At 66.8% G+C, this 19,329-nt stretch carries 20 protein-coding genes; 15 read left to right on the forward strand and 5 right to left on the reverse strand.

What is annotated here, in order from left to right:
• A complete protein-coding gene (locus tag AC07OH_RS05550; protein ID WP_095745206.1) occupies positions 1–582 on the forward strand; it encodes a superoxide dismutase in 582 nt (193 codons plus the stop codon).
• 66 nt (positions 583–648) lie between these two features.
• On the opposite strand, the gene AC07OH_RS05555 is transcribed toward AC07OH_RS05550, so the two are convergent.
• From AC07OH_RS05555 to AC07OH_RS05565, 3 genes are all read right to left on the reverse strand, one after another.
• Positions 649–1,119: a DUF192 domain-containing protein gene (locus tag AC07OH_RS05555; protein ID WP_495299874.1), complete on the reverse strand. Its 471-nt coding sequence runs from the start codon at positions 1,117–1,119 to the stop codon at positions 649–651.
• Positions 1,120–1,210: 91 nt separating this feature from the next.
• Positions 1,211–1,396: a hypothetical protein gene (locus AC07OH_RS05560; protein WP_062471496.1), complete on the reverse strand. Its 186-nt coding sequence runs from the start codon at positions 1,394–1,396 to the stop codon at positions 1,211–1,213.
• Positions 1,397–1,549: 153 nt separating this feature from the next.
• Entirely contained in the window at positions 1,550–1,888 is a 339-nt protein-coding gene (locus tag AC07OH_RS05565) for a hypothetical protein (RefSeq protein ID WP_062471494.1), read from the reverse strand.
• Between the two features lie 219 nt (positions 1,889–2,107).
• Between AC07OH_RS05565 and icd the strand changes: the two genes are divergently transcribed.
• The 9 genes from icd to AC07OH_RS05610 all read left to right on the forward strand — a co-directional run bounded on the left by icd (position 2,108) and on the right by AC07OH_RS05610 (position 13,541).
• Positions 2,108–3,367 (forward strand): NADP-dependent isocitrate dehydrogenase, encoded by a 1,260-nt coding sequence (gene icd / locus AC07OH_RS05570; RefSeq protein ID WP_489056875.1) that lies wholly within the window; start codon positions 2,108–2,110, stop codon positions 3,365–3,367.
• 360 nt (positions 3,368–3,727) lie between these two features.
• Positions 3,728–6,088, forward strand: coding sequence for an AAA family ATPase (locus AC07OH_RS05575; protein ID WP_495299875.1), 2,361 nt, complete (start codon positions 3,728–3,730; stop codon positions 6,086–6,088).
• Positions 6,085–6,669 carry a hypothetical protein gene (locus tag AC07OH_RS05580; protein ID WP_495299876.1) on the forward strand — a complete coding sequence of 195 codons (585 nt, stop codon included), beginning with the start codon at positions 6,085–6,087 and terminating at the stop codon, positions 6,667–6,669. The genes AC07OH_RS05575 and AC07OH_RS05580 overlap by 4 nt, the downstream gene beginning before the upstream one ends.
• 140 nt (positions 6,670–6,809) lie before the next feature.
• The gene (gene clpS / locus AC07OH_RS05585; protein WP_070060554.1) at positions 6,810–7,169 is read left to right on the forward strand and encodes an ATP-dependent Clp protease adapter ClpS; all 360 of its coding nucleotides are present in this window, start codon (positions 6,810–6,812) and stop codon (positions 7,167–7,169) included.
• Between the two features lie 67 nt (positions 7,170–7,236).
• Entirely contained in the window at positions 7,237–9,558 is a 2,322-nt protein-coding gene (gene clpA, locus AC07OH_RS05590; RefSeq protein ID WP_070060555.1) for an ATP-dependent Clp protease ATP-binding subunit ClpA, read from the forward strand.
• Positions 9,559–9,659: 101 nt separating this feature from the next.
• Positions 9,660–11,108 (forward strand): cardiolipin synthase, encoded by a 1,449-nt coding sequence (gene cls, locus AC07OH_RS05595; RefSeq protein ID WP_495299877.1) that lies wholly within the window; start codon positions 9,660–9,662, stop codon positions 11,106–11,108.
• Positions 11,109–12,548: an exodeoxyribonuclease I gene (gene sbcB / locus AC07OH_RS05600; RefSeq protein WP_495299878.1), complete on the forward strand. Its 1,440-nt coding sequence runs from the start codon at positions 11,109–11,111 to the stop codon at positions 12,546–12,548.
• A 20-nt stretch (positions 12,549–12,568) separates the two neighbouring features.
• Complete coding sequence (locus AC07OH_RS05605) at positions 12,569–13,003, forward strand: DUF3574 domain-containing protein (RefSeq protein ID WP_495299879.1); 435 nt, start codon at positions 12,569–12,571, stop codon at positions 13,001–13,003.
• Complete coding sequence (locus AC07OH_RS05610) at positions 12,990–13,541, forward strand: GNAT family N-acetyltransferase (RefSeq protein ID WP_495299880.1); 552 nt, start codon at positions 12,990–12,992, stop codon at positions 13,539–13,541. The genes AC07OH_RS05605 and AC07OH_RS05610 overlap by 14 nt, the downstream gene beginning before the upstream one ends.
• Here AC07OH_RS05610 and AC07OH_RS05615 read toward each other — a convergent pair.
• Positions 13,538–14,047, reverse strand: coding sequence for a GNAT family N-acetyltransferase (locus AC07OH_RS05615; RefSeq protein ID WP_495299881.1), 510 nt, complete (start codon positions 14,045–14,047; stop codon positions 13,538–13,540). The genes AC07OH_RS05610 and AC07OH_RS05615 overlap by 4 nt on opposite strands.
• Before the next feature lie 10 nt (positions 14,048–14,057).
• Positions 14,058–15,122: a DUF72 domain-containing protein gene (locus AC07OH_RS05620; protein WP_495299882.1), complete on the reverse strand. Its 1,065-nt coding sequence runs from the start codon at positions 15,120–15,122 to the stop codon at positions 14,058–14,060.
• 61 nt (positions 15,123–15,183) lie between these two features.
• Here AC07OH_RS05620 and AC07OH_RS05625 point away from each other — a divergent pair, with 61 nt between their 5' ends.
• The 5 genes from AC07OH_RS05625 to AC07OH_RS05645 all read left to right on the forward strand — a co-directional run bounded on the left by AC07OH_RS05625 (position 15,184) and on the right by AC07OH_RS05645 (position 19,328).
• Complete coding sequence (locus tag AC07OH_RS05625) at positions 15,184–16,662, forward strand: sensor histidine kinase (RefSeq protein ID WP_495299883.1); 1,479 nt, start codon at positions 15,184–15,186, stop codon at positions 16,660–16,662.
• Positions 16,659–17,312, forward strand: a complete 654-nt coding sequence (locus tag AC07OH_RS05630) for a response regulator transcription factor (RefSeq protein WP_492683769.1) — start codon at positions 16,659–16,661, stop codon at positions 17,310–17,312. The genes AC07OH_RS05625 and AC07OH_RS05630 overlap by 4 nt, the downstream gene beginning before the upstream one ends.
• A 116-nt stretch (positions 17,313–17,428) precedes the next feature.
• A complete protein-coding gene (locus tag AC07OH_RS05635; protein ID WP_056581174.1) occupies positions 17,429–17,929 on the forward strand; it encodes a GlcG/HbpS family heme-binding protein in 501 nt (166 codons plus the stop codon).
• Entirely contained in the window at positions 17,929–18,627 is a 699-nt protein-coding gene (locus tag AC07OH_RS05640) for an ankyrin repeat domain-containing protein (RefSeq protein WP_070060562.1), read from the forward strand. The genes AC07OH_RS05635 and AC07OH_RS05640 overlap by 1 nt, the downstream gene beginning before the upstream one ends.
• A 65-nt stretch (positions 18,628–18,692) precedes the next feature.
• Positions 18,693–19,328 carry an FMN-binding negative transcriptional regulator gene (locus AC07OH_RS05645; RefSeq protein WP_495299884.1) on the forward strand — a complete coding sequence of 212 codons (636 nt, stop codon included), beginning with the start codon at positions 18,693–18,695 and terminating at the stop codon, positions 19,326–19,328.
• The last annotated feature ends 1 nt before the right edge of the window (position 19,329 follow it).

A 19,329-nucleotide genomic window follows, 5' to 3' on the forward strand; every position in this document is an offset into this window, starting at 1 on the left:
ATGGAACATGTGCTCCCACCCCTGCCATACGCCATCGACGCACTGGCCCCTGAGTATTCGAAGGAAACGCTCGAGTATCACCACGGCAAGCACCACAACGCCTACGTGGTGAACCTGAACAACTTGCAAAAGGGCACCGAGTTCGAAGCGATGACGCTCGAAGAGATCGTCAAGAAGTCCAGCGGCGGCATCTACAACAACGCCGCCCAGATCTGGAACCACACCTTCTTCTGGAACTGCATGAAGCCCCAGGGCGGCGGCGCACCCACCGGCGCGCTGGCCAAGGCCATCGACGCCAAGTGGGGCAGCTACGACGCCTTCAAGGAAGCCTTCGTGAAGTCGGCCGTGGGCAACTTCGGCTCGGGCTGGACCTGGCTGGTGAAGAAGGCCGACGGCTCGGTGGACATCGTGAACACCGGCGCCGCCGGCACGCCGCTGACCACCGCCGACACCGCGCTGCTGACGGTGGACGTGTGGGAACACGCGTACTACATCGACTACCGCAACCTGCGCCCGAAGTTCGTCGAGACCTTCCTGGCCAAGCTGGCCAACTGGGACTTCGCTGCGAAGAACTTCGGCTGAAGCCGGACCCGGCGCTCGCCATGAAAAAAGCCGACCTGCGGGTCGGCTTTTTTACGGGCGCTGATTTCAGCGTTTGGCGGCGAAGAACAGCTCTCCGCCGAGCTTGGCGCCCTTCTTGATGTTCTTCTTGGCGAACCAGCCCTGGTTCATTTCGAGCACGTAGCGCACCGGCTCCTCGGAGCAATGCGAGTTCTCGGTCATCGGCTGCATGTCGACCAGATTGACGATGCGGCCGTCGTCGGCCACGAAGGCGGCGGTCAGCGGCAGCAGCGTGTTGCGCATCCAGAAGCATTGCGTGGCCGGCTGCTCGAACACGAAGATCATGCCCTCGGCCTGCGGCATCGTCTTGCGGAACATCAGGCCGATCTCGCGTTCGCGGGGCGATTGCGCCACCTGCGCATCGATCTTGTAGAGGCCGACCGACAACTGCGTGCGTGCCAGATCGGTTTGGGGTTGCGGTTGGATTTGCTGCTGCGCGTGGGCCGGCGCCAGGAAGGACGCGGACACCAGAAGCAGCGCGGCGAGACGCTGAAACATCGGATGACTCTTTCGGGGCCGGGACCCAGAAGGTCGGCCCGTGACCAATAAAAATGCCCGCTGAAGCGGGCATTGCCGGGAGCTCGAAAGCTTACACCTTCTTGGCGGCGGCGTGGGCCTTGGAGACGTGGCGCACCTTGTGCTTCTTGACCGTGTGCTTGGCCTTGGCCTTGTGGACGGCGGGAGCGGCCGGCGCTGCGGGAGCGGGTTCGGCGGCTTGGGCGAATGCACCGGCTGCGAAGAGGCCGGCGACCAGGGCTGCGATCAGCTTGTTCATGAGAAATCCTTTGAGATTGTTGATATGGATCACCTCCCTGCGGAAGGTCTTCATTCAACGGACCTCAAGAACCCCGGTTGACAGTGGTTGAACAAAACTGCGAACGAAAAAAAGCGCTCCGGAGAGCGCTTCTTTCAGGGGGGACAGTCCGGCTTACTTGGCGCCGGGCATGTCAGGCGTGCCGCCTTGGGTGGCCTTGCGCTTCACGCTGCCGTCCTTGTTGCGACGACGATCGTCGCGGGTCTTGGCGCGCTTTTCGCCAGCAACGCCAGCCTTGTCGGCACCGAAGGCGCCGCCTTCAGGCGTCTTGGCGATGTCGCCAGCAGCGGGAGCCACTTGGCCAGCGGGCTTGGCTTCCTTCTTGGCTTCAGCGCGAGCTTGCGGCTTGCTGTTGGTCGCGTTGCCTTGTTCGGGCGTGGTGCCGGCCGGGTTCTGGGCGTACGCGCCAGCGGCGAACAGGCCAGCGATCATGACTGCGAGAAGTTTGCTCATTGATGATTCCTCTATCGAGAATTGGTTGGAAACGCCTCCCGGCGAGCAGAAGGTCAGCCAGTAACGGGCGCTATCGCCCTACGGTTGACAATTGCTCGCTGATGGGTTGCGTCTAAAATGTACAGCGATTTGTTAGCTCGCTGTACAGCGATTCTCCCTCGCTGTCTGTATTCGCAGACAGTCGTTCGAATTACGTCACTCCCGGAGTCAAGTCCCCTCATGTCCAGCTATCAGCACATCAAAGTCCCGACCGAAGGCCAGAAGATCACGGTCAACGCTGACAATTCGCTCAATGTGCCCGATCAGCCCATCATTCCGTTCATCGAAGGCGACGGCACCGGGCTGGACATCACGCCGGTGATGCTCAAGGTGGTGGACGCTGCCGTGGCCAAGGCCTACGGCGGCAAGAAGAAGATCCACTGGATGGAGGTCTACGCGGGCGAGAAATCGACCAAGGTCTACGGCCCCGATGTCTGGCTCCCCGAGGAAACCCTGCACGCGGTGCGTGACTATGTGGTGTCCATCAAGGGCCCGCTGACCACGCCCGTCGGCGGCGGCATCCGCTCGCTGAACGTGGCACTGCGCCAGGAGCTCGACCTGTACGTCTGCCTGCGACCCATCCAGTATTTCGAGGGCGTGCCCAGCCCGGTGCGCGAGCCGCACAAGACCAACATGGTCATCTTCCGCGAGAACTCGGAGGACATCTACGCCGGCATCGAGTTCGAAGCCGAGAGCGAGAAGGCCAAGAAGCTCATCAAGTTCCTGCAGGACGAGATGGGCGTCAAGAAGATCCGCTTCCCGAACACCTCGGGCATCGGCGTCAAGCCCGTCTCGCGCGAAGGCACCGAGCGCTTGGTGCGTAAGGCCTTCCAGTACGCCATCGACAACGACAAGCCCAGCGTCACTCTGGTCCACAAGGGCAACATCATGAAGTTCACCGAAGGTGGATTCCGTGATTGGGGCTACAACCTGGCCGCCAAGGAGTTCGGCGCCGAGCTGATCGACGGCGGCCCGTGGATGAAGTTCAAGAACCCCCGAACGGGCAAGGAAATCACCGTCAAGGACAGCATCGCCGACGCGTTCCTGCAGCAGATCCTGCTGCGTCCCGCCGAATACAGCGTGATCGCCACGCTGAACCTCAACGGCGACTACGTGTCCGACGCGCTGGCCGCACAGGTCGGCGGCATCGGCATCGCACCGGGCGCGAACCTGAGCGACACCGTCGCCATGTTCGAAGCCACCCACGGCACGGCCCCAAAGTACGCCGGCAAGGACTATGTGAACCCGGGTTCCGAGATCCTGTCCGCCGAAATGATGCTGCGCCACATGGGCTGGACCGAAGCGGCCGACCTGATCATCAGTTCGATGGAAAAGTCGATCGCCAGCAAGAAGGTCACCTACGACTTCGCACGCCTGATGGACGGCGCGACGCAAGTGAGCTGCTCTGGCTTCGGTCAGGTCATGATCGACAACATGTAATTGCAGGCGCTGACACCGACAAGCGTCAGGCCCACGCCAAGCCCTCGAGCTTCCGAAAGGACTCGAGGGTTTTTTCTTGCCTGTCGCATCCTCGATATCGTTATTGAAATACCTCCTTTGTCTTGCGAACGTAAGGAGCCGTGGGCAAACATCACGGATCAAGAGGCCGCTTCCTACGTTTAACTATTGGTAGAAACTGTGCTGTGTTTGCCTCGCAGCAAGCCGCCAGAATCGCGCCCATTCCAAGAAGCATAGGGGGCGCAAAGTGAGGGAAAAGAACGCAAGAGTCGGCGCGACGACATCGAGTGTCTCAGATGGTCCGATCGAACAAGGCGTGCATGCTGCACGGCAGATCGCCCAATGACGATCTCTCGGCGGGCGCTGTTCGGCAAGCTCAATCTCACCTTGTTTCGCGGCATCGAATCCGCCACCGCATTTGCCAAGCTGCGCGGCAATCCGTACGTTGAGCTGACGCACTGGATTCACCAGCTCTGGCAGCTCAACGACAGCGATCTGCACCGCATCTGCCGGCACTACCAGATCGACGCGCAAGCCATCGAGAAAGACTTCGCATCGGCGTTGTCCAGCCTGCCATCCGGTGCAACGTCACTGACCGATTTTTCCAGCCACATCGAAGCTGCCATCGAGCGCGCGTGGGTGCTGTCCAGCCTCGAGTTCGGCGCGCATTGCGTGCGCGGTGCCTGGCTGCTTGCCGCGCTGCTTCAGACGCCGGAACTGAGGCGCGTGCTTCTTGGTATCTCGCCTGCATTCCTGCGAATCCCCGCAGATCAACTGACAGAGGTCGTCAGCGCCATCGTGGTCGGCTCTCCCGAAGGCCAAGAAGGACCGCACGATGGCTCCGGTCTGCCGTCGGCGCTGCCTGGCGAGGCCAGCGGGGCGCTCGCGGATGCGACGTCGGACGGCAAGTCGGCGTTGCGGCGCTACTGCACGGATCTGACCGAGCGCGCGTCTCAAGGGCAGATCGATCCGGTCATCGGGCGCGGACACGAGATCCGCACGATGGTCGACATCCTGCTGCGTCGCCGTCAGAACAATCCCTTGCTCACAGGAGATGCGGGCGTCGGCAAGACGGCGGTGGTCGAGGGGCTCGCGTTGGCCATCGCGCAAGGCGAGGTTCCTCCCGATCTGAAGAACTGCCGCCTGTGGAGCCTCGATGTCGGAGCGTTGTTGGCCGGCGCAAGCATGCGCGGGGAGTTCGAGTCCCGCCTCAAGGCCTTGCTGGAAGAGGCGGGCAAGTCGGTGCAGCCCGTCATCCTCTTCATCGACGAGGTGCACACCTTGGTCGGTGCGGGCGGGCAATCCGGAACCGGCGATGCCGCCAACCTGCTCAAGCCAGCGCTTGCACGAGGAACCTTGCGCACGATCGGTGCCACCACCTGGAGCGAATACAAGCGCCACATCGAGAAGGACCCGGCGCTGACGCGGCGCTTTCAGACGCTTCAGGTCGCAGAGCCCGACGAAGTTGCCGCGATCGAGATGGTGCGCGGCCTTGTCGCCACCTTCGCCGAGCACCACGGCGTGCTCGTGCTCGATGAAGCTGTGCGTGCCGCTGTGACCCTGTCGCTTCGCTATATCCCGGCACGTCAGCTGCCTGACAAGGCCATCAGTCTGCTGGACACTGCATGCGCGCGTGTCGCCATGTCGCTTCATGCGCCGCCGCCTGAAGTCGCGCAATGGCGGCACCGCATCACAGCGCTTGAGGTCGAACTTGAGCTGCTTGCTCAAGAGGGCGTTGTCATTCACGGCAGCGAGGAAAGAGTGCTGCGCCTTGATGCTGCCAGAACGCAACTCGACGCCGCGCAGCGCACGTTGTCCCAGCACGAGGCGCGATGGCAAGACGAGCTTGCACTGGTTCGCACGATTCATGGATTGAGAACAAAGAAGAGGGAGGAGGCGGGAGGGCCGAGCTGCGCCGAGGGGGATGCGCCCTCGGCGCAGCTGGTGACCCTGGAGCGAGAGCTTGTCGCACACCAGAAGGAGCTGCCTCTGATTTTTCCCCAGGTCGATGAGGCCGTGGTTGCGAGCATCGTGGCCGACTGGACGGGAATTCCCGTGGGGCGAATGGTGACGGACGAAGTTGCAGCTGTCGTCGCACTTCAATCCAGGCTGGAGGGCCTGTTGAGCGATGTGCGAGAAGTCGTCATTGCCGCCAACGCCGCGCGGCACCTGACGGTGCGTGAAGTCGAGCGCGCCTTCGCTATGCCCCGGGCGCTGGACGCAGCCAGTCCGGAGGCCATGGCCCAGCAGTTGGCAGACCTGGCGGCCGCCGCTTCGGGCAACGACCAGGCGCCGCTGCGCCTGTTGGCGCAAGCCGCTGAGGCGGCGGCGCAGATCGTCGCCTGGGCTGCCCAGCACCTGGGGCCGGACGCGCCTCCGCTGCATGCGCTGGTGCGATTGCTGGCCCCGTTCCAGCGAAACGGATCGTCGGCGCCGCCTGTCGCGGCCGCAACAAGACCTGATCCGCTTCCGTCGTGGCCGGCAAGCACGCCAACCGGTGAGGGCCTGGCGACACGCGACGACATCCTGCGTGACATCCGCAAGGCCCGTCGATGGTTCGAGAACCACGAACCGAGCAGTCCTGTCGCCGTGTTGCTCAAGCAGGCCGAACGCATGACCGGCCTGCGGTTTTCCCAGGTGGCCGATGCCATTCCACTCGACTTGCTGCGCAAATGGGATGCCGACGAGGAGGCTTCGCTGTGACGCTGATCCAGGCCAATTTCCTTGTCGTCTGCTTCGCGGTCGGCGCCGCGGGCGCTTTGCTGGGCCTCTGGGCGTTCTCGTACAGGCTTGGCAGGCAACTCGACGCGCAGCACCGTGCCTGGGATGCGGAGCGCGAACAGACGCGGCAGGCGATCCGCGCCGAGTTGGCGTTGCTCGGGCAGCAACAGGCCATGCACCAGGAAGCGCAACGCTTGGCGCTGGCGCACTGGCAGGCAGAGCAGGACGCGCGACGGCTGGTCGAATGGCGGGCGTTGTCGCCAGCGCCCCCTACCTTGCCGGGCAGAAGAGGAGGGCCGGTTGTGTCGCCCGCTGCACCTTCACCCCCGCAGCGGCCGAGAGCATCGCCACCAGCACCCGTCTTGCATGAGGATTCGGAGCCGCAAACCGCACCGGTTCCGCTCGCGCTGCCCGCCGCTGTTCACCGGGAGGCAGAGCCGGCACCCGAGCGCGAACTCACCGATGAAGAAATCGACGCCTTGCCGCCCGATCTGCCGGTTCCGACCCGGGTGCCGGGCCGGAAATTGCCGGCACCCAAGGGGCCCGTTCTGCGCAATCTGTAAAAAAGACCGGCAATCTGCCGGTTTTTTTACGTCTGTCTTCGTGCTGTCGTACACGACGCATGCCTCTTGATTTGTCGAATAGGCGTCACCAAGTCTGTTGGCGTCGGCACGGTGCTTGCACGCTCTATAGAATCTTTTTCATGGCAACGAGAATTCCCAAAACTCCCAACACCCCACCGGCGCAGAAACCGGCGGGCGACGACGGAGATTCGGTCGTTCTGGAGCGCCGCCCGCAAAAAACGGCACCGCCCCAGATGTACCAGGTCGTCATGCTGAACGACGACTACACGCCGATGGAGTTCGTGATCGTCGTCCTGCAGGAATATTTCAGCAAGGACCGAGAAACGGCGACCCAGATCATGCTCAAGATCCACCTCGATGGCCGGGGTGTCTGTGGGGTTTATTCCCGCGACATGGCGGCCACCAAGGTCAACCAGGTGATGGAGGCCGCGCAGCAGGCAGGGCACCCGCTGCAATGTGTCAGCGAACCGGTGGCGTGAACCAGTTGAATTGCACGCGCTCCAACCCATCTGAGAACTTATTTACAGCAAGGCAAAAGGAAATCACATGATTGCCCAGGAACTGGAAGTCAGCTTGCACATGGCCTTCGTCGAGGCCCGGCAGCAACGCCACGAGTTCATCACCGTGGAACATCTGCTGCTCGCTTTGCTGGACAACCCGAGCGCCGCGGAAGTTCTGCGCGCCTGCTCGGCGAACGTCGACGACCTGCGGGCGTCGCTCACCAACTTCATCAAGGACAACACGCCGCAAGTGGCGGGTACCGACGATGTAGACACCCAGCCCACCCTGGGTTTCCAGCGCGTGATCCAGCGCGCCATCATGCATGTGCAGTCCACCGGCAACGGCAAGAAGGAAGTCACCGGCGCCAACGTGCTGGTTGCGATCTTCGGTGAGAAGGACTCGCACGCCGTGTACTACCTGCACCAGCAGGGCGTCACCCGCCTGGACGTGGTCAATTTCATTGCCCACGGCATCAAGAAGAGCGATCCGCCGGAAGCCGTCAAGGGCAGCGGCGAAGCGCCTCAAGGTGAAGGCGAGGAGGGCGGTGGCGAACGCAACGAGAAGGCCTCGCCCCTCGAGCAGTTCACCCAGAACCTCAACCAGATGGCCAAGGACGGCAAGATCGATCCGCTGATCGGCCGCGAGTACGAGGTCGAGCGCGTCATCCAGATCCTGTGCCGCCGGCGCAAGAACAACCCGCTGCTGGTGGGTGAGGCCGGCGTGGGCAAGACGGCGATTGCCGAGGGCCTCGCGTGGCGCATCACCCAGGGCGACGTGCCGGAAATCCTGGCCGAGTCGCAGGTGTTCTCGCTCGACATGGGCGCGTTGCTGGCAGGCACCAAGTACCGCGGTGACTTCGAACAGCGCCTGAAGGGCGTGATCAAGTCGCTCAAGGACAAGCCGAACGCCATCCTGTTCATCGACGAAATCCACACCCTGATCGGTGCGGGCGCAGCCTCGGGCGGCACGCTCGACGCGTCGAACCTGCTCAAGCCGGCGCTCTCCAGCGGCCAGCTCAAGTGCATCGGCGCCACCACCTTCACGGAATACCGCGGCATCTTCGAGAAGGACGCGGCCCTGTCGCGTCGTTTCCAGAAGGTCGACGTGGTCGAGCCGTCGGTGCAGGAAACCGTCGACATCCTCAAGGGCCTGAAGTCGCGCTTCGAGGAACACCATGGCGTGAAGTACGCCGTGGCGGCCCTGCAGGCTGCGGCCGAGCTCAGCGCCAAGTACATCAATGACCGTCACCTGCCCGACAAGGCGATCGACGTCATCGACGAAGCCGGCGCCGCCCAGCGCATCCTGCCGCCGAGCAAGCGCAAGAAGACCATCAGCAAGACCGAAGTCGAGGAAATCGTGGCGAAGATCGCGCGCATTCCCCCGGCCAACGTCAGCAACGACGACCGCAGCAAGCTGCAGACGATCGAGCGCGACCTCAAGAGCGTGGTGTTCGGCCAGGACAAGGCACTCGAAGTGCTGGCCTCCGCGGTCAAGATGGCGCGTTCGGGCCTGGGCAAGGGCGACAAGCCGATCGGCTCGTTCCTGTTCTCCGGCCCCACGGGCGTCGGCAAGACCGAAGCGGCCAAGCAGCTGGCCTACATCATGGGCATCGAGCTGATCCGCTTCGACATGTCGGAGTACATGGAGCGTCACGCGGTGAGCCGCCTGATCGGCGCGCCTCCGGGCTACGTCGGTTTCGACCAGGGCGGTCTGCTGACCGAAGCTGTCACGAAGAAGCCGCACGCGGTGCTGCTGCTCGACGAAATCGAGAAGGCGCACCCGGACATCTTCAACGTGCTGCTGCAGGTCATGGACCACGGCACGCTGACCGACAACAACGGGCGCAAGGCCGACTTCCGCAACGTCATCATCATCATGACGACGAACGCGGGTGCCGAGACCATGAACAAGGCGACCATCGGCTTCACGAACGCGCGGCAGGCCGGCGACGAAATGGGCGACATCAAGCGCCTGTTCACGCCCGAGTTCCGCAACCGTCTGGACGCCATCGTCAACTTCAAGGCGCTCGACGAACAGGTCATCCTGCGCGTGGTCGACAAGTTCCTGCTGCAACTGGAAACCCAGCTCAGCGAGAAGAAGGTCGAGGTCACCTTCACCGACAAGCTGCGCAAGCACCTGGCGAAGAAGGGCTTCGATCCGCTGATGGGTGCACGTCCGATGCAGCGCCTGATCCAGGACACGATCCGTCGTGCGCTGGCCGACGAGCTGCTGTTCGGTCGCCTGACCGACGGCGGTCGCCTCGAAGTCGACCTCGACGAGAAGGACGAAGTGCTGCTCGACATCCAGCCGATCCCGAAGAAGGAAGGCAAGTCGAAGCCCGAAGCCGAGGAAGCAGCCACGGGCTGATCGAGCCTCCGCAAGGAACGAAGTCAAAGGCCGGTAGCATTCGCTGCTGGCCTTTTTCTTTGGGCCCAGCCGAAAACACGCCGCCTTCAACCGCTTTTGCCTTGATCCTCCCCGAACTCAGCCACGAATGGAAAACCGGCCTCTCCCTGGCGTGGAGCGGCTACATCGCCGTGCTGTCGATCTGGATCGTGATGCAAAAGCGCGCGCCGGTGTCCACCATGAGCTGGATCCTGTCGCTGGCGCTGCTGCCGTTCGCGGGCTTCATCGTCTATTACTTCCTGGGGCCGCAGCGGCTGCGCAAGCAGCGGCTCAAGCGCCTGCGCATCCGGGCGAGCGCGCATGCACAGGCCGACCTGGCGCGGCTGCGAGACGCCTCGCAGCACGCGCCGCCGGCGCTGCAGCAGATGGCCCGGCTGGGCACGGCCGCCTGCGGCCTGCCGGTGTCGAGTGCCACGGGTGTCGAGCTGCTGTCGGGCGGTGCGCGCACCTTCGATGCGATCTTCGAAGCCGTGCGCGCGGCGCGCGACCACGTCCATCTCGAGTACTACATCTTCGAGCCTGACCGGATCGGCACCGCGCTGCGCGACCTGCTGATCGAGCGCGCGCAGGCCGGCGTGCGGGTGCGCCTGCTGCTCGATGCGCTCGGCTCCAAGCGCATCGGCCGCAAGTTCATGGCGCCGATGCATGCGGCGGGCGTGGAAGTGGCGCTGTTCCACGACACCAAGATCGGCCGGCGCCTGCGTCCCGTGACCAACTACCGCACCCACCGCAAGATCGTGGTGTGCGATGGCCGCGTGGGCTTCACGGGCGGCGTGAACATCACCGACGAGGAAGACAAGCGCACCAACCCCAAGGACGCGTACCACGACGTGCATGTGCGCATTGAAGGCAGCGCCGTGCGCTGGCTGCAGACCACCTTCCTCGAGGACTGGAGCTACGCCACCGGCGAAAAGCAGCACCGCTCGGACGCCGTGTTGGATGCGCTGCTGCCCCAGGTGCAGGCAGGCGACATCCCGGTGCAGATCGTCACCAGCGGCCCCGACAACGCTTTCGAGGCCATCCACCGCATGCACGTCGAGGCGATCCATTCGGCCACACGCCGGGCCTGGCTCACCACGCCGTACTTCGTGCCGGGCGAGCCCGCGCTGATGGCGTTGACCAGCGCGGCGCTGCGCGGTGTCGACGTGCGGCTGCTCGTGCCGCGCCGCAGCGATTCGGCCATCGTGAGCGCCGCGGCGCGTTCGTACTTCGACGAGCTGATCGCCGCAGGCGTCAAGGTCTGGGAGTACAAGGAGCGCATGCTGCACTCCAAGACACTGGTGGTCGACGACCATTGCGCGATGATCGGCACCGCCAATTTCGACAACCGCAGCTTCCGGCTCAACTTCGAGGTCTGTGCCGTGGTCTACGGACCCGCGCTGACCCAGCCGCTGGCGGCGCAGTTCGAAACCGACCTGCACAGCTCCGGCGCCGTGCGCGCCCACCGCCCGCAGACTTTCTGGCGCCGCCTCGGCGACGCCATTGCGCGACTGTTTTCTCCCTTGCTCTGAATGAACCACACCTTTCTCTGGCACGACTACGAAACCTTTGGCGCCGTGCCGCGCCGCGACCGTCCCTCGCAGTTCGCGGCCATCCGCACCGATGCCGAACTCAACGAGGTCGGCGAGCCGCTGATGATCTATTGCAAGCCCGCGCCGGACTACCTGCCCAGCCCCGAGGCCTGCCTGATCACCGGCATCACGCCGCAGATCTGCCTGGAGCGCGGCATTCCCGAGCACGAGTTCGCGGCCCACATCGAGCAGGCCTTCTCGCAGCCCGGCACCATCGGCGTGGGCTACAACACCATCCGCTTCGACGACGAGGTCACGCGCTTCCTGTTCTGGCGCAACCTCATCGACCCGTATGCGCGCGAATGGCAGAACGACTGCGGCCGCTGGGACCTGCTCGACGTGGTGCGCCTGACCTATGCACTGCGCCCCGACGGCATCGAATGGCCGAAGAAGGAAGACGGCAAGCCCAGCTTCAAGCTCGAAGACCTGGCGCGCGCCAACGGCCTGTTGCACGAGTCGGCGCACGATGCGTTGTCCGACGTGCGCGCCACCATCGCGCTGGCACGGCTCATTCGCGACAAGCAGCCCAAGCTCTTCGACTTCGCCTTCGGCCTGCACAAGAAGGACCGCGTGGCGATCGAGCTCAGCCTGCCCGCGATGCGCGAGACCGCGAAGCCCTTCCTGCACGTGTCGGGCATGTTCCCGGTCGAGCGCGGTTGCCTGGCCGTGATGTGGCCGCTGGCCAGCCACCCGACCAACAAGAACGAACTGCTTGCTTGGGACCTGTCGCAAGACCCGAGCGAACTGCACGACCTCGACGCCGAGACGCTGCGCCTGCGCCTGTTCACGCGCACCGCCGACCTGCCCGAAGGCATGACGCGGCTGCCAATGAAGAGCGTGCACCTGAACAAATCGCCGATGGTGGTCGGCAACCTGCGCACGCTGGCACCGGCCATGGCCGAGCGCTGGGGCGTCGACATGGACACCGCCCTGCGCCACGCCGCCATCGCCCGCGACCTGCCCGACATGAGCGCCATCTGGTCGCAGGTCTTTTCCCGCCCGAAGGAGGCAACGCCCGATGTCGATGAAGACCTCTACGGCGGCTTCGTCGGCAACGGCGACCGCCGTCGCCTGAACCAGCTGCGCGGGCTGTCGCCCGAGGGGCTCGCCAAGGAACGTGTGGCCTTCGACGACGGGCGGCTCGACGAAATCCTCTTCCGCTACCGCGCACGCAACTGGCCCGAGTCGCTGAACGAGGAAGAAGCCGAGCGCTGGGAAGCGCTGCGCGTGGCGCGCCTGTTCAAGGGCGAGGGCGGGGCGCGCACCATCGAGGCGCTGTTCAGCGAAGTCGATGCGCTGTCCGAGAACGCCGACGAGCGCGGCGAGGAAATCCTCGGCGCGCTGTACGAGTACGCCGAATCGATCGCGCCCGAGGCCTGAGCCAAGACCGAGATTCCGGCATGAAGAACGTCGCACGCCACAGGCTGTCTCGCGCAGGCATGGCGGGCGCGCTGGCCGCTGCGGTGCTTGCAGGCTGCGCTGGAGGGCCGCCAGGCCACTGCGCCGCGGGCTTCGACGCCTTCGAGCGCGACACCCTCTATTTCGGCCGCGCCATCCCCACGGGCGGCCAGGTGTCCGACGCCGACTGGGCCGACTTTCTCGACACCCTCGCCACGCCGGCCTTTCCGCAGGGCTTCACCGTGCTCGACGCCGCCGGCCAGTGGCGCGGCACGTCGGGGCAGGTGGTGCGCGAGCCCTCGAAGCTGGTCGTGCTGCTGCACCCGCGCGACGCGAAGGCCGACGCGGCCATCGCCGCATTGATCGACACCTACCGCCAGCGCTTCGCGCAAGAGGCGGTGTTGCAGGAAAGGCAGTCCGTCTGTGCCCGTTTCTGAAGCCGCTTCCACCGTTCGCCGCCTGGTTCCCGCCGACGCGCCGGCCTACCGCGCGCTGATGCTCGACGCCTACGCGCGGCACCCCGAGGCGTTCACGTCCACGGTCGAGGAGCGCGCCAGCCTGCCGCCGGCCTGGTGGGAGACGCGCCTGCGCACGGACGCCGATGCCGCCGAGGTGGTGTACGGCGCCTTCGATGCCGCCGGCGCGCTGATCGGCGCGGCGGGGCTGGGTCGCGAATCGCGGCAGCGCACGCGCCACAAGGCGACCTTGTTCGGCATGGTGGTGGCGGAATCGGCACGGCGCGCGGGCGGCGGCCGGCAGCTGGTGGAAGCCTTGCTCGCGCATGCACGCTCGCTCGATGGCGTGCGCGTGGTGCAGCTGACCGTGACCGAAGGCAACCGCCCGGCGCAGGCGCTGTACGGGCGCTGCGGCTTCCAGGTCTTCGGCGTCGAGCCGATGGCCACCGTGCTCGATGGCGTGTTCTCGTCGAAGGTCCACATGTGGTGCGACCTCGGCGCCGCACCGCCTGTGGCCTAAACGCCGCGCTCGCGCACCATCAGCAGCGCGGGCCCGTCGGGCGTGACCACTTCGCCGAGCGCGCGAAAGCCGGCCTTGGCATAGCTGCGGATCGCGCGGGCGTTGCGGGGCGACGGATCGGTCTGCACGCGCGTCACCGCCGGGTCGGCGAACAGCTGGTCGGTGAAGGCGCGCACCATCGCGCTGCCGAGCCCGCGATTCAATTGGTCCGCCTGGGCCAGGAACTGGTCGATGCCGCGCGCGCCCGGATCGCGCTCGTCTTCCCACCAGCCGTCGCCCGAACCCATCACGACGTACGACTGGATGAAGCCCAGCGGCTGCCCGTCGCGCAGTGCGATGTAGCCGCGGTCGGGCGAGTCGTGCGCCAGCATCGGCGTGAAGTCGGCCTCGACCTCGGCGAGCGTCGGCACCGGCGTCCACCACTCGGCCACGTGCGGGCGGCACAGCCAGGCGTGGAGCATCGCGAAATCCGTGGATTGCAGCGGCCGGAACGAGATCGAAGGCATGGCGGGCGCTCTAGCGGGAGATCCGGTCCACGATGTCCTGCGCCAGTGAGGCGATGGTCAGCGGCGCGCAGCCTTCGGCGTTGTTGCTCACGGTGACGAAGGCGTTCTGCCCGGCGCCCGTGGTGCCGGCGATCACCTTGGCCAGCGCGGCGCGGGTTTCGGGGTCGGGGTCGAGCACCTTGTCGAAGGGGCCGTAGAGTTTTTCGGCTTCTTCATAACCGAAGCGGCCGTGGCGGCGGTGCAGGTTCCAGCGGCACACCAGCGGCCCGGGCCACAGGGCGCGCAGCATCGGCAGCTGGTCTTCGATGGGCGGCATCTTCGCGTGCAGGCCCATGCAGAAGGTCGCGCCCACGCTGCGCAGCATGTCGGCGAAGGCGGGGCACAGCAGCTGCGGGTCGCGCACCTCGACGGCAAGCACGGCATCGGGCGCGGTCGGCTTCAGGTCGGGCATCGCCGCCAGCATCGCGCCGATGCGGGCGATCAGCGCGGGCTGGTCGGCCAGCAGATGCGCGGGGATCGGGCTCAGCTGGAACACCAGCGCGCCGATGCGGTGGCCCAGCCCGTCGAGCGCCGGCTGCACGAACTCCTGCAGCGCGATCTCGTGGCTCAGGAACACCGGGTTGGCCTGCGTGCCGCGGCCGCTTTCGTCGCGCACGGTGGCGTCGGTCACGAGGCTCGGGGCCTTCACGACGAAGCGGAAGTCGTCGGGCACCATGGCCGCGTAGCGCGCGTACTGACTGGCCGTGAGGGCGCGGTAGAAGTTGCGGTCCAGGCTCACGGTGCGCAGCAGCGGGTGCTGCGCGAGCGCCGACAGGCCGTTCTTCGACAGCACGGTTTCGGCGTAGTCGCCGTCCCAGACCAGGCCGGCCCAGCCCGGGTAGCTCCACGACGAGGTGCCCAGGCGCAGTGGCGTCGGCAACTCCGCGGCGAGGGCGACCAGCGCCGCGTCGGGGGCCACCGGCTTCACGGTGGCACCGCGCGATTTCTTCGGCGAAGGCGTCGGCACGTCGGCCGCTTCGGCCGGGTGCGGAAGTTCGGGGAGGTCGGAAAAGAGGGAGTCCTGCACGTCAGCCATGTCTGGGTCGGCATTTTCGGCCAAGCGGGGAGACCCGTCGGCGCCGGGCACAATCCGCGCCATGACACAGTGGTTGCGTACGCGGGGCGGTTGGTGGCTGGCTTGGGTGGTGCTCACGGCCGCCGGCGCCGTGTGGTTCGCGCGCGCCGAGCTGACCCGACTCCAGCAGGATTTCGAGACCGACGCGCGCATCGCGCACCGCCTCATGAGTCAGCAGGTGGTGCAGTACGACGCCGTGCTGGCCACGCTCGCCTTGCTGGAGCCCAACGCCGGCGCCGACTACCCCGAGCGGCGCCTGCCGTCGGTGTACTCGTCGATCCTGCGCGTGCAGCGGCGCGCGGCCGACGAGCCCTGGCCCGATGCCGAACACGCCGACGCGCTGGCCGCCGCCGAGGCCCGCTCGCGCGCCGAACGCCGCGCCGACCTGGCCGTGCTCGACCTGGCGCACGGCCGCTACCAGCTCGTGATCGGCTCGGAGCCGTTGAGCTACGCGCTCGAGATCGACCTCGTCGGCTCGGTGCCCTGGCGCGACTGGCCGATGAACCCGCAGCGCAGTCCCGTGCGCCTGGTCCTGCAGCGCGACGGCCAGCAACTGGTGCTGCAGCACGGCCAAGCGGCCGAACATGGCTGGCGCTACAGCCTGAGCAAGGAACTGGCGTCGCCGAGCCAGCCTTTCGAGCTGGTGGCCGAACGCCAGGTCGGCTGGGCCGAGCTGCCGTGGCGCACCATCGGCGGCTGGGCGGTGGCGATGGCGCTGCTGCTGGCGGGCCTGTGGGCCGCGCAGCGCCAGCGCATCGCGCGGCGTCGCGCCGAGGAGCTGCTGCGCCTGGGCCAGGTGGCGCGGCTCAATGCGCTGGGCGAGCTGTCGGCCGGGCTGGCGCACGAACTCAACCAGCCGCTCACGGCCGTGCTGGCCAACGCCCAGGCCGCGCGCCGCCTGCTCGACGACGACCCGCCCGACCTCGCCACCGCGCGCGACGCGATGGGGCAGGCCGTCGAGCAGGCCCGCCGTGCCTCGGGCGTGGTCGGCCGACTGCGCCGCGTCATCGAGCGCCCCGAGGCCGGCGGCGATGTGAAGCCGCTGGTGCTGCAGGAGGTGGTGCGCAGCGCCATGCATCTGCTGGCGCCCGAGTTCGCGCGCCACGGCGTGGCGGCCCAGTTCGATGCCAGCGCGCAGGCGCCCGTGCGCGTGCAGGCCGAGGCGGTGGCGCTGGAGCAGATCGTGCACAACCTGCTGATGAACGCGATGCAGGCACTGGACCTCGTGCCCGCCGCCGAGCGGCGCCTCGTGGTCTCGGTCGGTCGCAACGGCGAGGAGGGCGTGCTGACCGTCACCGACAACGGCCGCGGCATCGCGCCCGAGGCGCTGCCGCGCCTGTTCGAACCCTTCTTCAGCACGCGCGAAGGCGGCCTGGGCCTCGGCCTGAGCCTGAGCGAAACGCTGGCCAGCGGCATGGGCGGCAGCCTGAGCGCCGCCAACGCCTCGCCGCGCGGTGCGCGCTTCACCTTGCTGCTGCCGCTGGTGGCACCTTCGACATGACCACGTTGACCGCCGACCAGCCCCAATCGCCCCTGATCCACCTGATCGACGACGACCAGGCCGTGCGCGACAGCCTGTCGCTGCTGATCGGCACGGTCGGCCTGCGCGTGCAGGGCTGGGCCGATCCGCAGGCCTTCATCGACGGCTTCGATCGCGCGAGCGTCGGCGCCATCGTGCTGGACGTGCGCATGCCCGGCATCAGCGGCCTCACGGTGCTCGACCGGCTGGTGGCGCAAGGCGTCGACCAGCCCGTGATCATGCTGACCGGTCACGGCACGGTCGAGATGTGCCGCCGCGCCTTCAAGGCCGGCGCGGCCGAGTTCCTGGAGAAGCCGGTGGACGACGAGCAGCTGCTCGAAGCCCTGCAGCAGGCCGTGCGCCAGCATGTGCGCACGCGCGAGCGCTCGCAGGCCGACAACGCCGCGCGCGAACGGGTGGCGCAGCTGTCGGAGCGCGAGCGCGAGGTGCTGGCCTTCATCGTGCAGGGGCTCACCAACAAGGAGATCGCGCGCGTGCTGGCGCTGTCGCCGCGCACCGTCGAGACCCACCGCGCCAACCTGTTCGCCAAGCTTGACTGCGACTCGCTGGCGCAGCTGATCCGGCGCTATGCCGTGCTGGCGTCGGATGCGGGAGAAGAGGGCGCTCCGTAGTTCTACGGAGTGCCGGGCGTAGCCGTACGAATGGTTGCAGCGGACCGTATTTTTTACAGTGACACCGTGGTCGGCACAGGCCGGCACGAACCCTCTCATCACTGGAGAAACAACACATGCAATCGATCATCCGCGTTGGCGGCCTCGCCGTTCTGCTCGCTGCTTCCGTCGCCCAGGCCCAGACGCCGGCCCCCGCTGTTCGCACCGAGAAGAACATCTCGCTCGCGCTGGCCAACCAGATCGCCGCAGAAACTGTCGCCGCCTGCGCTGCCAACGGCTACAACGTGGCCGCCACCGTGGTCGACCGCGCCGGCACCGTGCGCGCCGTGCAGCGCGCCGACAACGCCGGCCCGCACACGCTGTCGTCGAGCGAACGCAAGGCCTGGACCTCGGCCTCGGCCAAGAGCCCCACGCAAGCCATGATGGAAGGCGCCCAGAAGAACCCCGGCGCCGCCAACCTCGTGTACCTGCCGGGCTTCCTGCTGCTGGGCGGCGGCGTGCCGATCAAGTCGGGCAACGAAGTGATCGGTGCCGTGGGCGTGGGCGGTGCGCCCGGCGGCCACCTCGACGAGCAGTGCGCCAACGCCGCGCTCGAGAAGGTCAAGGGCCAGCTCTGATGACAGCGCGCGGTCTCTGGTCGGCGGTGCTCGCCGCCGCGATCGGCTGGAGCGCCGCGCCCGGCGCGGCGGCCCAGGTGCCGCCGCTGGCCGCCGAAGTGCTGGCCTATGAGGGCCTGCATCGCGCCGCCTGGCACGGCGACCTGCCCAAGCTCAAGAGCCTGATCGCTTCCGGCGCCAGCCTCGACGTGCGCGACGCGCGCGGCCGCACGCCGCTGCAGGTCGCCACCTACGCGCGCCAACGCGATGCCGTGACGCTGCTCGCCAAGGCGGGCGCGAACATCGACCTGCTCGAAGACGACCGCTACGACGCCGTGACCATCGCGTCCGTGGCCGACGACGTGACCACGCTCACGCTGCTGCTGCAACTGGGCGCCAAGCCCGGGCAGGTCACCAGCCGCTACGACGGCACCGCATTGATTGCCGCCGCGCACCTGGGGCACGACGAGGTCGTGCGACGGCTGGTCGCGGCCGGTGCGCCGCTGGACCATGTCAACAACCTGCACTGGACGGCGGTGATCGAGTCGATCGTGCTCGGCGACGGTGGCGCGCGCCACCAGCGCACGCTGGCCGCGCTGATCGCCGGCGGCGCCAACCTGCAACTGGCCGACCGCCAGGGCCTCACGCCGCTGCAGCTCGCCAAGGCGCGCGGCTACACGGCGATGGTGAAGCAGCTCGAAGCGGCACGCGCCAAGTAGCCTGCTGCCCCGCAAGCCGGGGGCGACTCGGGGACAATCGGACCTCCCCACGAGGAACCCGCCCCATGTACATGCCTCCGCAGTTCAACGCCAAGGACCCGGCCGTCGCGCTGGGCCTGATGCGCGACCACCCCTTTGCCAACCTGATCTCGAACGACGACGAGGGCCTGCCTTTCGTCACGCACCTGCCCATCGTGGCCGAGCAGCGCGAGGGCGATGCGCTGGTGCTGCTGGGACATTGCGCCAAGCCCAACCCGCACTGGCGCTACCTGCAGGCGCGGCCACGCGCGGTGGTGGTGTTCCAGGGGCCGCACGCCTACCTGTCGCCCTCGGTCTATCCCGACCTGGCGCGGGTGCCGACGTGGAACTACCTCGCGGTCCATTGCACCGTCGAAGCCCGGCTCGTCGAGGCGCCCGAGGCCAAGGACGCGCTGCTCAAGAAGCTCATCGGCGACCACGAGCCGGCCTACGCCCAGCAGTGGAAGGACCTCGGCGAGGAGTTCCAGCGCAAGATGCTGGCCGGCATCATGGGCTTCGAGCTGCACGTGACGGCGCTGCAATGCAAGATCAAGCTCAACCAGCACCGGCCCGAATCGCATGTGGCGATGCGCGAGGTCTACCGCGCCGGCTCGGCCGACGAGCAGGCGCTGGCCGTGTGGATGGACCGGCTCGGCATGGCCGTCGCACCGGAGGCACGCTGAG

The sequence above is a fragment of the Variovorax sp. GW821-FHT10C12 genome (assembly GCF_059415405.1).

Excerpts from the sequence above, each read along its gene's own strand:
- clpA (WP_070060555.1), top strand. The coding sequence starts at position 7,237 with ATGATTGCCCAGGAACTGGAAGTCAGCTTGCACATGGCCTTCGTCGAG.
- AC07OH_RS05560 (WP_062471496.1), bottom strand. The coding sequence starts at position 1,396 with ATGAACAAGCTGATCGCAGCCCTGGTCGCCGGCCTCTTCGCAGCCGGT.
- AC07OH_RS05605 (WP_495299879.1), top strand. The coding sequence starts at position 12,569 with ATGAAGAACGTCGCACGCCACAGGCTGTCTCGCGCAGGCATGGCGGGC.
- AC07OH_RS05575 (WP_495299875.1), top strand. The coding sequence starts at position 3,728 with ATGACGATCTCTCGGCGGGCGCTGTTCGGCAAGCTCAATCTCACCTTG.
- AC07OH_RS05645 (WP_495299884.1), top strand. The coding sequence starts at position 18,693 with ATGTACATGCCTCCGCAGTTCAACGCCAAGGACCCGGCCGTCGCGCTG.
- clpS (WP_070060554.1), top strand. The coding sequence starts at position 6,810 with ATGGCAACGAGAATTCCCAAAACTCCCAACACCCCACCGGCGCAGAAA.
- AC07OH_RS05620 (WP_495299882.1), bottom strand. The coding sequence starts at position 15,122 with ATGGCTGACGTGCAGGACTCCCTCTTTTCCGACCTCCCCGAACTTCCG.
- icd (WP_489056875.1), top strand. The coding sequence starts at position 2,108 with ATGTCCAGCTATCAGCACATCAAAGTCCCGACCGAAGGCCAGAAGATC.
- AC07OH_RS05640 (WP_070060562.1), top strand. The coding sequence starts at position 17,929 with ATGACAGCGCGCGGTCTCTGGTCGGCGGTGCTCGCCGCCGCGATCGGC.
- AC07OH_RS05630 (WP_492683769.1), top strand. The coding sequence starts at position 16,659 with ATGACCACGTTGACCGCCGACCAGCCCCAATCGCCCCTGATCCACCTG.
- sbcB (WP_495299878.1), top strand. The coding sequence starts at position 11,109 with ATGAACCACACCTTTCTCTGGCACGACTACGAAACCTTTGGCGCCGTG.
- AC07OH_RS05555 (WP_495299874.1), bottom strand. The coding sequence starts at position 1,119 with ATGTTTCAGCGTCTCGCCGCGCTGCTTCTGGTGTCCGCGTCCTTCCTG.
- AC07OH_RS05565 (WP_062471494.1), bottom strand. The coding sequence starts at position 1,888 with ATGAGCAAACTTCTCGCAGTCATGATCGCTGGCCTGTTCGCCGCTGGC.
- AC07OH_RS05635 (WP_056581174.1), top strand. The coding sequence starts at position 17,429 with ATGCAATCGATCATCCGCGTTGGCGGCCTCGCCGTTCTGCTCGCTGCT.
- AC07OH_RS05615 (WP_495299881.1), bottom strand. The coding sequence starts at position 14,047 with ATGCCTTCGATCTCGTTCCGGCCGCTGCAATCCACGGATTTCGCGATG.
- AC07OH_RS05625 (WP_495299883.1), top strand. The coding sequence starts at position 15,184 with ATGACACAGTGGTTGCGTACGCGGGGCGGTTGGTGGCTGGCTTGGGTG.
- AC07OH_RS05550 (WP_095745206.1), top strand. The coding sequence starts at position 1 with ATGGAACATGTGCTCCCACCCCTGCCATACGCCATCGACGCACTGGCC.